A 12,846-nucleotide genomic window follows, 5' to 3' on the forward strand; every position below is an offset into this window, starting at 1 on the left:
GCGGTGCCCCGGTTGCGCCCGTGTATCGCGCGCATGAACCCTTTGTCCGGGTGTTCGCGGGGCGCGGCGCAGGTCGCCTCGCGCCAGCAAGCCAATCATCGAAGGCGTGGCCCGCTGATGCGGGCGCTGCGCGCTCACCCGGGCATGCCCGTACGGCCCCACCCCCGTACGCGCCACGGCCGCCGCGGGGACAATGCCCTCGTGGCGAGTGCAATGAGGGTTTCCAGCGGCGTGCCGCCGCTGGCTCTTTTTCCTCCGTCGCCGGCGCGCCACCCGGGCGGCACCGATCGCACCCACGCGACGCATCCACTTCTCCCCCGCAGAGCTTCGTAGCCGCCCATTCGGCCCTTGCTGTGCCACGTCCGCGCCACCGCGCGTGACAAAAGTCTCCCTTGGCAGCCCTCCATGCACGCAACGTTACGCTGGGCGAGGAATGTTTCCGTGCGGAGCTTCGCCTGTAGGTGCGGTCGGACGATGGCGGGACGGAATGGACGACGCACCGGCGGACATGACCCGACACGAGGTGCCGCGCAGAACTGACTTCGTGCGAGTTCCCGCTCACTACTCTAGGCACCTGCAGGCCAAACGAGCCCGCAGGTTCAACAAATCAAGCTCTAGGAGAAGTTGCAATGGCTGTTCTGAAAAAAATTGCCGGTCTCGTTGCCGGTGTTTCCGCTGTCGCCGTCGTCGGTCTCGCCGTCGCCCAAGGCATCCCCCCGAATCCGTTCGTGTCGAATCCCGCCCTGGGCGCCGGCCAGCAGAGCTCGCACCTGACCTCCATGGGCGAAACCGGCGTGCCGGGCCTGATCGACCAGGTCCAGACCGCCGAGGTCACCACCGTGCGCGAAGTCGCGCGTGTCGAAGAGCCCGCCCCGATCGTGGCGCAGGCTCCGGCCCCGGCTCCCGTGATCGTGCAGGAGCAGCAGCAGATGGGCGCCGCGCCGGCCCCGGTGGAAGAGCCCGCTCCCGCCCCGGTGATCCGCCGCAAGGCCGACCGCGGCTAAGCAGCACGCCTCATGCTGGGACGCGCCGTGCAGCGGCGGTCCTAGCCGGCATCGAAAGCGGCGCGCATCCACTGGAGCGCGCCGTTTTCCATGCTGATCACGTCGAAGCGGCACGGCGGCGGCTGCTGCAGCCGCAGCAGGTAGTGGCGCGCCGCGAACACCACACGCCGCTGCTTTTCCCAACCGATGCTCGCAGCCGCGCCGCCGAAGCCGCGGCCGGCGCGCTTGCGCACCTCCACGAACACCAGGGTGCCGTCGCGCTCGCGCATGATCAGGTCGATCTCGCCGCCGCCACGGCCGGGCGTCCGATAATTGCGCGCGACGAGCTTCAGGCCCTGCCGCAGCAGATGCGCCAGTGCGCGGTCTTCCGCCGCATCGCCCTCGTCCTTGGTGCTCACGCCGTGGGTGCCTTTCGAAGGAGTCTCATTGAGCGCATCGTTTGCCTCCGCGCTGGCCGCGGCCCGTGACGCGGCGGCGGCACAGCATTACCCGCAGGGTACGCTGTACGTGGTGGCCACGCCCATCGGCAATCTGGCGGACATCGGCCTGCGCGCCCTGCACGTCCTGCAACTGGTGGACGCGGTCGCCTGCGAGGACACGCGCCACACGCAGGCGCTGCTGCGCGCGTACGGCATCGAGGCCCGCGCGCTGCTGAGCGTGCACCGCCACAACGAGGCGGAGGGCGCGCAGGAGATCGTGCGCCGCCTGCAGCTGGGCCAGCGCGTCGCCTATGCGAGCGATGCCGGCACGCCCGGGGTGAGCGATCCGGGCGCGCGGGTCGTTGCCGCGGTGCAGGCGGCAGGCTTGCGCGTGATGCCGCTGCCGGGCGCGAGCAGTGTCACGACGGTGCTCAGCGCCACCGGCGTGGAAGGCGATGCGCCGGGTTTCGTGTTCTTCGGCTTCCTGCCGGCCAAGGCCGGGGAGCGCCAGCAGGCGATCGAATCGCTCGGGCAGGAGTCGCGGGCCGTGGTGCTGCTGGAGGCGCCGCACCGCATCGGCGTGCTGGCGGACAGCCTGGCGGCTTTGGGCGCGAGGCCGCTCACGATCGGGCGCGAGCTCACCAAGCAGTTCGAGCAGATCGCCACGGTGACCTGCGAGGCCTTCCCGGCCTGGCTGCAGGCCGACCCGTCGCGTTCACGCGGCGAGTTCGCGCTGGTGCTGCATCCGGTGCGGGTGCAGGGCGACGGCGGCGAGGCGCTGCGGGTGCTGCGGCTGCTGGTCGCGGAGCTGCCGGTGAAGACGGCCGTGCGGCTGGCCGCGGAGATCACGGGGGCGTCGCGCAATACGCTGTATCCGGCGGCGCTGGCGATGAAGGGCGAGGGGGATTCGTAGGCTGGCGGTGACGCGCGAAGCGCCGGAACCCCAGCGCTGGGGTTTCGCTTCGCTCCACCGCCAGCCTACGAAAACCGCAAGCCAGATCAGATCACCAGCGGATCCACATCGATCGCCCACCGGATCAAGCCCCTGACCCGCAAGCCCTGCAGCACCGGCTGCCACGCCGCCAGGAAGGCCTGCAGCGCCGGCCGCGAACCGCTTTCCAGCAGCAGCTGCGCGCGTTCCACGTTGGCCACCCGCTGCACCGTCATCGGCACCGGCGCATAGATCACCACGTGACCGCTGCCGTCCAGCCCGGGGCCGGCGTCGGCCGCGGACTGCAGGAAGGCCTGCGCGATCTCCTGCGTGCGGGCCTCGGCGCGCAACAGGGCCTGGAAGGCGAAGGGCGGCATCGCGGCCTGCCGCCGCTCCTGCAACTGCTGCTCCGCGAAGGCCGGGTAATCGTGCTTCTTCAGCGCCGCGAACATCGGATGTTCGGGGCTGAAGGTCTGCACCCACATCTCGCTGGCGGCCGAGCGCGCCGCATCCCGGCCGGCGCGGCCGGCGGCCTGCATCAGCAGGCTGAACAGGCGCTCCGGCGCGCGGAAGTCGCTGGAATACAGGGCGCCGTCCGGATTCACCGCCGCCACCAGCGTGATGCGCCGGAAGTCGTGCCCCTTGGTCACCATCTGCGTGCCGACCAGCACGTCCACCTCGCCGGCATGCACCTGCGCGAGCTGCTCCTCCAGCGCGCCCTTCAGCCGGGTGCTGTCGGCATCCATGCGGGCGACGCGGGCCGGCTCCCCGTCCGGACGGCGCGCTTGCGCCAGCAGCTCGACCAGCTGCTCCTCCAGCCGCTCGGTGCCGCGTCCGAGCGGCGCGACGTCGACGTTGCCGCACTGCGGGCAGGCCCGCGGCACCCGTTCGGTGAAGCCGCAGTGGTGGCAGCGCAGCGTGCGGTCGATCTTGTGGAAGACGCGGAAGGCGCTGCAGTGGCTGCATTCGCTCTTCCAGTCGCAGGCGTTGCAGGCCAGCACGGGGGCGTAGCCGCGCCGGTTGAGGAACACCAGCGACTGTTCGCCGCGGGCGATGCGCTGGCCGATCGCGGCCAGCAGCGGCGGCGAGAACAGCGTGCCGCGCGGCTGGTGGTTCATGTTCACCAGCCGCACGGTGGGCAGCGCACCGGCGCCGATGCGGGCCGGCATCTCCAGGCAGCGGTAGCGGCCGCGATCGCAGGCCTGCCAGCTCTCCAACGAAGGCGTGGCCGACCCGAGGACCACCTTCACGCCCTCCGCGTGGCCGCGGTAGACGGCCAGGTCGCGGGCCGAATAGCGGGCGCCTTCCTGCTGCTTGTAGCTGGGGTCGTGCTCCTCGTCGACCACGATCAGGCCCAGCGTCGGCAGCGAAGCGAACACGGCCATCCGGGTGCCCAGCACGATCCGGGCGCGGCCCAGGTGGGCGGCGATCCAGCCCTTGAGGCGCTGCGGGTTGGTCATGCCGCTGTGCAGCGCCACCACCGTGTCGGCGCCGAAGCGCTCCTCGAAGCGCGCCTGCAGCTGCGGCGTGAGGTTGATCTCCGGCACCAGCACGAGCGCCTGCGCCTGCGGATCGCGCGCGAGCAGCGCCTGGACGGCGCGCAGGTAGACCTCGGTCTTGCCGCTGCCGGTGGCGCCGAACAGCAGGAAGGGGCCCGGTTCGGCGGCAATGGCGGCGAGGGCCTGGGCCTGCTCGTCGCTCGGCGCCGGCGGGACGTGCCGGGGCGCTGCCGCAGCCGGCGCCGCCTTGCGCTGCAGGCGCCGGGCGAGCTGCACCGCGTCCAGCCCCCGCAACTGCGGCGGCAGCGCGGCCAGCGCGACTTCGCCCAGGCTGCGCTGGTAGTAGCCGGCCGCGAAGGCGACCAGCTGGCGCCAGCCTGCGGACAGGGGCGGCAGCCCGCCGAGCACGGCGCCGACGGGGCGCAACTGCGCGGCGTCGACCGGCGTCCCGTTGCCGGGCGGCGGATCCCAGACCACGCCGCAGACTTCCCGCCGGCCCAAGGGAACGCGCACCAGGGAGCCCGGCGCGAGGGGCGCCTCGCCCAGGTAGCTGAGGGGCTCGCCGACCGTGCTGTGGGCGGGCGTCGGCACCACCACGTGCAGCAATTCGCCCATGGACTAGGGCCGGTTACGGCGGCCACTCAGGCACGGCTGTGGGAAACCGGCATAAGTACTTGATTCCGCTGCGCTTTGCGAATGGGAGCCGTTTTTGTGGATAACTTTGTTGATACTGCACCGCCGCACGGCCCGCAGGCCCATGAAATCAAGGGCTTGCCTCGTCCGCACCGGAAAAGTGCATAAAGTGAAATGCAGCAAAATCAATGACTTAGCGGCGCTACTGTTTTTGCAGCGCATGAGGCAGGCGGCCAGGCTGGCATTCGTCCCGCAATACACGTTTTGTGCATAAGTCAAGCGCGCGCGCCAAGGAATTCAGCCGGCGGCGCGCAGGGAAGCCCCGAGGGGGGCGTTCAGGCGCTGCCGGCGCGCATTTTCGCAGAGTGGCCGTGGACGGCTTCGACCAGGGCGTGCACGTGCTCCGGCGGCGTGTGCTGGCTGATCCCGTGGCCCAGGTTGAAGACCTGGGTGGCGCCGGTGCCGCTGCCGGCATGCGGCGTGCCGAAGTCCTCGAGGATGCGGCGGGCCTCGGCGGCCACCGCTTCCGGCGGCGCGAACAGCGCGGCCGGATCCATGTTGCCTTGCAGAGCCTTGCTGGCGCCGACCTGCGCGCGGGCGCGGCCCAGGTTGACCGTCCAGTCCACCCCCAGCACGTCGCAGTCCAGGCGGCCCATTTCCTCCAGCCACTGGCCGCCGCCCTTGGTGAAGACGATGCGCGGGATGGTGGCGCCCTCGGCGTCGGTGCGCTTCAGCCTGGCCAGCACCTGCGCCGTGTACTGCAGGCTGAATTGCTGGAAGGCGCTGTCGGCCAGCGCGCCGCCCCAGCTGTCGAACACCATCACGGCCTGCGCACCGGCGTCGATCTGCGCATTGAGGTAGGCCGCGACGGCCTCGGCGTTGACCTGCAGGATGCGGTGCATCAGGTCCGGGCGGCTATAGAGCATGCTCTTGACGCCGCGCCAGTCGTCCCCCGAACCGCCGCCCTCCACCATGTAGCAGGCGAGCGTCCAGGGGCTGCCGGAAAAGCCGATCAGCGGCACGCGCCCGTTCAGCGCCTTGCGGATCGAGGTGACCGCATCGAACACGTAGCGAAGCTTGTCCAGGTCCGGTACCTGCAGGGCGCCGACGGTGGCTTCGTCGCGCAGCGGGCGCGCCAGCTTGGGGCCTTCGCCCTCGGCGAAGCTGAGGCCCAGGCCCATCGCGTCGGGCACCGTCAGGATGTCCGAGAAGAGGATGGCCGCGTCGAGCGCGAAGCGGTCCAGCGGCTGCAGCGTCACCTCGGTGGCGTACTGCACGTTGGTGGCCAGCCCCATGAAGCTGCCCGCGCGCGCGCGCGTCGCCTTGTATTCGGGCAGGTAGCGGCCGGCCTGTCGCATCAGCCACAGCGGCGTGTACGGTGTGGCCTGGCGCAGGCAAGCGCGCAGGAACGTGTCGTTGGCGAGGGGCTGGAAGCGCATCCCGCCATTGTCGCAGGGCCTATGATCCCGGTTCCGGATGGGCAGCATGGCAGTTGATTTCGAGCAGGCGCGGGCGTTTTTTCTGCGGGGCGTCGCCGCCTGCGAGGCCGGCCGCCTGCCCGAGGCGGAGCGCGATTTCGCCGCTGCCCTGTCGATGGCGCCCGGGCGGCCGTCGGTCCTGAGCAACCTCGGGGCGGTGCGGCTGAAGCTCGGTCGCGCGCAAGAGGCGCTGGAACTGCTGCGGGAGGCGCTGCAGCACGAACCGGAGAATCCCGAGACGCTGGGGCACTGCGGCACCGCGCTGGCCGAACTCGGTCGCACCGGCGAGGCCCTGGCCCATTTCGATCGCGCGCTGGCCGTGGATCCGCGCCCGCCAGCGCTGTGGACGCTGCGCGGGAATGCGCTGCGGGAACTGGGGCGCGGGCCGGAAGCGGCGCAGTCCTTCCGCGAGGCGCTGGCCCGCGGCGGCGACACCGAACTGCTTGGCTACTACCTGGCCGGCCTGGAGGCCGGCGCCCCACCGCCGCGGGCGCCCGCGCACTACGTGGAAGCGCTGTTCGACGGCTATGCGGCGCAGTTCGACGCGCATTTGGTGCAGACGCTGCACTACGACGCGCCGCAAGTGCTCATCGCGCGGCTGGCCGCGGCGGGCCGGCGCTGGCGCAACGCGCTGGACCTGGGCTGCGGCACCGGCCTGTGCGGGCCCTTGCTGCGCGCGCTGGCCGACCGCGTGACGGGCGTGGACCTGTCGGCGAACATGCTGGAGAAGGCCCGGGGCACCGGCGCGTACGACGCGCTGGTGCAGGCCGACGTGGTGGCCTTCCTCGCGCAGGCGAGCGAGTCCTTCGACCTGGTGGTCGCGGCCGACGTGTTCATCTACGTCGGTGCGCTCGACGAGGTGTTCGCGCTGCTCGCGCAGCGCATGCCGGCAGGCGCCGGCTTCTGCTTCACGGTGGAGGCGTCCTCCGGGCCCGAACTGGAGCTGCGCAGCAGCCTGCGCTATGCGCATTCCGAAGCGGGCCTGCGCCGGCTGGCGCAGCAGCACGGCTTTCGCATCGCCGCCCTCGAGCAGCGGCCCGTGCGCCAGGAGCAGCGCGTGCCGATCGCCGGCCTGTTCGCCTGGCTGGAGAAAAGCTGAGCCTGCCGTTCGGCGGGAAGATCGGCATTCGGGGGGAGGCGCGTGCAGACTCGCCGACGCACAGTGCCTGCACCGCGCAGCACGCGCAGACATCCCCCGGAGGAGCCCCATGATCCCCATCGACGGACAGACGATGCGCGAGGTGGCCCCGCGCTTCAGCGGCGAACTCGGCGAGCGGCAGGAAGCCATCATCAACGCGGTGGGCGCCGTGCTCGCCGCCACGCTCGACCGCTACGAGATCAACACCCGGCTGCGCATCGCGCACTTCCTGGGCCAGACCTGCCATGAGTCGGCGGGCTTCCGCACCACCGAGGAGTTCGCGAGCGGCCAAGCGTACGAAGGCCGCAAGGACCTCGGCAACACGCAGCCCGGCGACGGCGTGCGCTTCAAGGGCCGCGGCCTGCTGCAGCTGACGGGGCGTGCCAACTACCAGGAATACGGGCGCGCACTCGGGGTGGACCTGGTGGGCCAGCCGGAACTCGCGGCCGAGCCCGCGCTGTCGCTGCAGATCGCCTGCGAATTCTGGAAGCGCAAGCAGATCAACCGGGTGTGCGACGACGACGACGTGGTGGGGGTCACGCGCAAGGTGAACGGCGGCAAGAACGGCCTGGCCGAACGCAGCACCTTCACCGCCAAGGCCAAGGCGGCCATCGCGCGCATCGAGGCCTTCATGCTCGAAGGCTGTGCGGAGCCCGGCGACGACAACCGCCCGGTGCTGCGGCGTGGCTCCAAGGGCGAGCTGGTGGGCGAGCTGCAGCAGTTGCTGCGGCAGCAGGGTTTCGCACTGGCGCACGACGAGGACTTCGGCGCCGCCACCGAGCTGGCGGTCGTCGCGTTCCAGAGTGGGCGCAAGCTGGAGGCCGACGGCATCGTCGGCCCGCAGACGTGGGCGGCGCTCGCCGCGCAGCCGCGCGCCGTGCCGGCAGCCGCCAAGGCCGCTGCGCGCCCGGCGGCGCGCAAGCGCGCGTAGTTCCTAGCGCACCGCTTTCCGCAGCGCCTGGTCGATGTCCCAGAGGATGTCGTCGACATCCTCGATGCCCACCGAGAGGCGGATCATGTCCGGCCGCACGCCGGCGCGCGCCAGTTCTTCCTCGCTCAACTGGCGGTGCGTGGTGGAGGCGGGGTGGATCACCAGCGTCTTGGCATCACCGATGTTGGCCAGGTGCGAGAGGAACTCGCAGGCATCGATGAAGCGCTCGCCGGCTCGCGCCGCGTCATCCGCGCGGATGCCGAAGGTGAGGATGCCCGATGCGCCCGGCTGGCCGTCGATGGCGCGGAACTGCTTCTTCGCCAGCGCGTGGTGCGGCGAGCCCTCCAGCCCGGGATAGTTGACCCAGCCCACCAGCGGGTGGTCGCTGAGGAACTCGGCGACGCGGCGGGCGTTGCGGCAGTGCGCCTGCATGCGCAGGTGCAGCGTCTCGACGCCCTGCAGGATCAGCCAGGCGTTGAGCGGCGACAGCGCGCCGCCGAAGGTGCGGTTCACCTCCATGCGCGCCTTCATCGTGTAGCCGAAGTCGCCGAAGGTCTCGTAGAACTTGACGCCGTGGTAGGCGCGGCTCGGCTCTAGCATCTCGGGAAACTTCTCGCGCGCCAGGCCGCTGCCCCAGTCGAACTTGCCCGACTCCACCAGCACACCCGCCATGGTCGTGCCGTGGCCGCCCAGGTACTTGGTGGCGCTGTGCACGATGATGTCGGCGCCGAAGGCGAAGGGGTTGCACAGGTAGGGGCTGGCCACCGTGTTGTCGACGATCAGCGGCAGGCCGTGCTCGTGCGCGATGCGTGCCACGGCCTCGATGTCGAACACGTTGACGAGCGGGTTGCCCAGCGTCTCGCCGTAGACGGCGCGCGTGTTCGGCCGGATCGCGCGGCGGAAGTTGTCCGGATCCTCCGGGTCGACGAAGGTCGTTTCGATGCCGAGGCGGCCGAAGCCGATCCCCAGTTGGCCGACGGTGCCGCCATACAGCGTGGAGGCAGCGACGATGTGGTCGCCGGCCTTGAGGATGGCGAGGATCGCCGTCATCTGCGCCGCCATGCCGGTGGCGCAGGCCAGCGCCGCGCGCCCGCCTTCCAATGAGGCGACGCGTTCCTCCAGCACCGCGACGGTCGGATTGCTGATGCGGCTGTAGACGTTGCCGAAGGTCTGCAGGTTGAACAGGCTGGCGGCGTGCTCCGCCGAATCGAACACGAAGCTGGTGGTCTGGTGGATCGGCGTGGCGCGCGCGCCGGTCACCGGGTCGGGGATGGCGCCGGCGTGGATGGCGCGGGTGCCGAATCCGTAGTCGTGGTCCTGTTGGCTCATGTTGGTGGTCGTAGGCTGGTGGTGGAGCGGAGCGAAACCCCAGCGCTTCAGTAGAACAGCTGCTGCGGCCGCCGCGCCGAGATCACCTTGGTATCCACGCCGGCCCAGTTGAGCCCGCCGAACAGGCGCGCATGCTCGATCTTCACGCAGCGGTCCATCACCACGTCCAGGCCGGCGGCGCGCGCCTTGGCGGCCGAAGCCTCGTCGACCACGCCGATCTGCAGCCACAGGCACCTGGCGCCGATGGCCATGGCTTCCTCGGCGATCGGCGGGATGTCGGCGCTCTTGCGGAAGCAGTCGACCATGTCGATCTTCTCGCCGGCTTGCGCCGCCGCCGTCACGCTGGGGTAGCTGCGCTGTCCCAGGATCTCGGGCGCCGAAGGATTGATCGGCACGATGCGGTAGCCGTGCTCCTGCATGTACTTGGCCGCGAAGTAGCTCGGGCGATGCCATTGCGGCGACAGGCCCACCACGGCGAGCGTGCGGCAGGTGCGGAGGATGCGGCGCAGTTCGTGGATCGTGCTCATCGCGCCAGTGTACGCACCGGCGCGCCGGCCTACATCTGGCCGATGGCGTTGCGCACTTCGTCGGCGCCCAGCACCTCGGACAGCACCACGGGCGCGCGGCCCGGGCGGTACACCACGTACACGGGCACGCCGTTGCGCCCCAGTTGCGCAAGCGCCGCGGTGATGGCGGGATCGCGCCGCGTCCAGTCGGCGCGCAGCAGGGTGAAGTTGCCCTTGTCGAAATCGGCCAGCACGTCGCCGCGCGACAGCGTGGTCTTCTTGTTCAACTGGCAGGTGACGCACCAGGCGGCGGTGAAGTCCACGAACACCGGCTTGCCGGCCGCCACCAGTTGCTGCACGCGCTCCGGCGCCCAGGGCTGCCAGCGGCTGTCGGCGGAGGTGGCGATCGCGCCGGCCGTGGGCGTGCGCGTGATCGCGCCGCCGATGGACCAGGCCACGAACACCAGGCCGGCCACGGCCACCGAGCCCAGGATCACGCGGGTGCGGCCGTGCAGCGTCAGCGCCCAGACCACCATGCTCAGGGCCACCAGCAGCGCCAGCAGCGAGGCCGCGCCGTCGACGCCGCTCTGCTGGCCCAGCACCCAGGTGAGCCAGGCGACCGTCGCGAACATCGGGAAGGCCATCAGGCGGCGGAAGGTCTCCATCCAGGCGCCGGGCCGGGGCAGCCAGCCGGCAATGGCCGGGACCCAGGCCGCAGCCAGGTAAGGCAGGGCCATGCCGAAGCCGAGCGCAAGGAAGATCGCCATCGCTTCGCCGGCCGGCAGGGTGGCCGCGAAGCCGAGCGAGGCGCCCATGAAGGGCGCGGTGCAGGGCGAAGCTACGGCGACGGCCAGCACGCCGGTCAGGAAGGCGTTCGCCACCGGGTGCCTGGCTTCCAGCGTCGCCACCGAGCTGGGAAGGAAGGAGCGGAATTCGAACACGCCGGCCAGGTTCAGCGCGATCAGCGTGAACAGCGCGGCCAGCGCCGCGACCACGCCGGGCGACTGCAGCTGGAAGCCCCAGCCCAGTTGCTCGCCGGCCGCGCGCAGCGCCAGCATCAGCGCGCCGAGCGCGGCGAACGACACCACCACGCCGACGGTATAGGCCAGGCCGCTGATGCGGTGGCCGCGCCGGTCGTCCGCGTGCTGGGTGAAGCCCACGACCTTGATCGCGAGCACCGGGAACACGCAAGGCATGAGGTTGAGGATCAGCCCGCCGAGCAGGGCGCCGAACAGCGCGGCCAGCAAGGTGGTGCCGGCGGTCGATGGCGCGGCGGCGGTCGGGAGGGCGGCGCTCTGGCGCAGCGCCTCCTGCAGCGCGGGCGAGGCTGCGGCCACCGGCGCCGCCTTGGCCGGCCAGGTGCCGGTGACGGGCGCTTCGACGCGCCAGGCCTGGCCGCCGGCGGCGAGCACCACCGGGAGCACGTCCGGGCTGGCGCCGCGATGCGGTGACAAGGGCACGCTGGCCGTCCAGGTGTCGCCGTTCCAGGCCTGCGTCCAGGCGCCGGGGGGGTCGATCACTTCCCCGGTTTCGGGGAAGAACTCGAGGTTTTTTCCCCGCGCGGCGGCCGGCAGGCCAGGCACCGAGATCGCCAGCTTCTGGCCTTCGACCTTGACCCCGGCGGCCGATTTCAGCGGCTGCGGCACGGCCGCCAGTGCGGCCTGGAAGTCGCCGCCGTGCAGCGCCGTGGAGCCGCGCGCCGGCAGCCGGAGCGTGAAGCTGCCCTCTTCGGGGATGCATTCCTTCTGGCAGACCAGCCAGGACGCCTTGAGCTGGATCTCGGCGTCGCCGGTCAGCGAGGGCTTGAAGGCCTGGGTGACGGTGAGGGGCACCGGCAGCAGCACGGTGCCCTCGTAGCCGTAGTTCATCAGCGGGCCGACCGGCAGCTTGTGCGGCACCGGCCACGCGATCTCGCCCGCCTCCAGGCCGGCCGGCAGGCTGAAGGCGACCTGCGTCGGCAGGCCGGAGTCGCCCGGGTTCTTCCAGTAGGTGTGCCACTCGGGTTGGTGGGTGATCTTCAGGCCCAGCCAGACCGGCTTGCCGGCTTCCAGGCCGTCCGGCGCGTGCGCCAGCAGCTCGGCCCGGACGTGGTCGGTGGCGACCACGGACTTGTCCGCCTGGGCGAAGGAAGCGGCGGGCAGGACGGCGGCCGCCAGGGTGGCGGCGGCAAGCAGGCGGGCGAATCTCATGGCTGGTGGGTGGAGCTCTGCGTTGGGCGCGAAGTTCCGGGCGTTGGGGCGAAGCCCAGCACCACCCGTCGGGTGGTGGCGCTCTTCTTCTCGATCTTGGTGACGACCACCGCCCCGATTTCCGAGGTGTTGGCCACGTGGGTGCCCCCGCAGGGCTGGTAATCGATGGCGGCCGCGCCGCCGATGCGGATGGTGCGCACGCGCCCGCTGCCGCGCGGCGGCTGGACCGACATGCTCTTGACCAGGGCTGGATTGGCATCCAGCTCCTCGTCGGTGATGGCGCCGATTTCCACCGCGTGGGCCGCGCCGACCAGGCGGGCGATGCCTTCGGTGAGCGCTTCCTTCTCCAGCGGGTCCGTCATGTTGAAGTCCAGCCGGGCGTAGTCGGGCGTGATGGAGCAGCCGTTCACGAGCTGCGGCACCAGGTGGCACAGGAGGTGGGTGGTGGTGTGAAAGCGCATCAGCCGGTGCCGCCGCTCCCAGTCGATGCGGGCGACCACGCTGGTGCCCGGGCGCAGTTCGGCCAGCAGCGCCTCTTGCCCGGCCTGCGGCACGTGGGCGATCGCGCCCGTGGGCTGGCCCAGTTCGTCCTTCGCCTTGCGGGTGTCCGCCACCTGCAGCACCCGGCCGTCGGCCAGCACCAGGACGCCGGCGTCGCCGGCCTGACCGCCGCCGAGGGGATAGAACACCGTGCGGTCCAGCACCACGCCCTGTTCGCCGACGGCGACGACGGTGGCGGGCGTCTCCCGCAGGTAGGCATCCTCTCGAAACAGCTCTTGCGTCATTCCC

The 12,846-nt window shown here is 71.2% G+C and carries 11 protein-coding genes; 4 read left to right on the forward strand and 7 right to left on the reverse strand.

Features of this window, described 5'->3' with window-relative positions:
- Positions 1-728: 728 nt before the first annotated feature.
- The gene (locus tag JI746_RS24790) at positions 729-1,004 is read left to right on the forward strand and encodes a CBS domain-containing protein (protein ID WP_201692978.1); all 276 of its coding nucleotides are present in this window, start codon (positions 729-731) and stop codon (positions 1,002-1,004) included.
- Positions 1,005-1,045: 41 nt separating this feature from the next.
- On the opposite strand, the gene JI746_RS24795 is transcribed toward JI746_RS24790, so the two are convergent.
- Positions 1,046-1,402 (reverse strand): YraN family protein, encoded by a 357-nt coding sequence (locus JI746_RS24795; protein WP_201692979.1) that lies wholly within the window; start codon positions 1,400-1,402, stop codon positions 1,046-1,048.
- Positions 1,403-1,430: 28 nt separating this feature from the next.
- On the opposite strand from JI746_RS24795, the gene rsmI reads away from it, so the two are divergent.
- A complete protein-coding gene (gene rsmI / locus JI746_RS24800) occupies positions 1,431-2,336 on the forward strand; it encodes a 16S rRNA (cytidine(1402)-2'-O)-methyltransferase (protein ID WP_201692980.1) in 906 nt (301 codons plus the stop codon).
- A gap of 86 nt (positions 2,337-2,422) precedes the next feature.
- On the opposite strand, the gene JI746_RS24805 is transcribed toward rsmI, so the two are convergent.
- Together JI746_RS24805 and hemE are read right to left on the reverse strand one after the other, a co-directional pair.
- Positions 2,423-4,468, reverse strand: coding sequence for a primosomal protein N' (locus JI746_RS24805; protein WP_201692981.1), 2,046 nt, complete (start codon positions 4,466-4,468; stop codon positions 2,423-2,425).
- A gap of 353 nt (positions 4,469-4,821) precedes the next feature.
- A complete protein-coding gene (gene hemE / locus JI746_RS24810; RefSeq protein WP_201692982.1) occupies positions 4,822-5,925 on the reverse strand; it encodes a uroporphyrinogen decarboxylase in 1,104 nt (367 codons plus the stop codon).
- Between the two features lie 46 nt (positions 5,926-5,971).
- Between hemE and JI746_RS24815 the strand changes: the two genes are divergently transcribed.
- Positions 5,972-7,063 (forward strand): tetratricopeptide repeat protein, encoded by a 1,092-nt coding sequence (locus tag JI746_RS24815; protein ID WP_201692983.1) that lies wholly within the window; start codon positions 5,972-5,974, stop codon positions 7,061-7,063.
- Between the two features lie 109 nt (positions 7,064-7,172).
- A complete protein-coding gene (locus JI746_RS24820) occupies positions 7,173-8,033 on the forward strand; it encodes a peptidoglycan-binding protein (RefSeq protein WP_201692984.1) in 861 nt (286 codons plus the stop codon).
- Positions 8,034-8,036: 3 nt separating this feature from the next.
- Here JI746_RS24820 and JI746_RS24825 read toward each other — a convergent pair whose 3' ends face one another.
- The 4 genes from JI746_RS24825 to JI746_RS24840 are packed head-to-tail and all read right to left on the reverse strand — an operon-like array spanning position 8,037 to position 12,842.
- Positions 8,037-9,362 carry an O-acetylhomoserine aminocarboxypropyltransferase/cysteine synthase family protein gene (locus JI746_RS24825; protein WP_201692985.1) on the reverse strand — a complete coding sequence of 442 codons (1,326 nt, stop codon included), beginning with the start codon at positions 9,360-9,362 and terminating at the stop codon, positions 8,037-8,039.
- A gap of 47 nt (positions 9,363-9,409) precedes the next feature.
- Positions 9,410-9,889 (reverse strand): CoA-binding protein, encoded by a 480-nt coding sequence (locus JI746_RS24830; RefSeq protein ID WP_201692986.1) that lies wholly within the window; start codon positions 9,887-9,889, stop codon positions 9,410-9,412.
- Positions 9,890-9,918: 29 nt separating this feature from the next.
- Positions 9,919-12,057: a protein-disulfide reductase DsbD family protein gene (locus JI746_RS24835; protein ID WP_201692987.1), complete on the reverse strand. Its 2,139-nt coding sequence runs from the start codon at positions 12,055-12,057 to the stop codon at positions 9,919-9,921.
- Positions 12,054-12,842, reverse strand: a complete 789-nt coding sequence (locus tag JI746_RS24840; RefSeq protein WP_201692988.1) for an alanyl-tRNA editing protein — start codon at positions 12,840-12,842, stop codon at positions 12,054-12,056. The genes JI746_RS24835 and JI746_RS24840 overlap by 4 nt, the downstream gene beginning before the upstream one ends.
- Positions 12,843-12,846: the final 4 nt, after the last annotated feature.

The sequence above is a fragment of the Ramlibacter alkalitolerans genome (genome assembly GCF_016722765.1).
Classification (GTDB): Bacteria; Pseudomonadota; Gammaproteobacteria; order Burkholderiales; family Burkholderiaceae_C; genus Ramlibacter; species Ramlibacter alkalitolerans.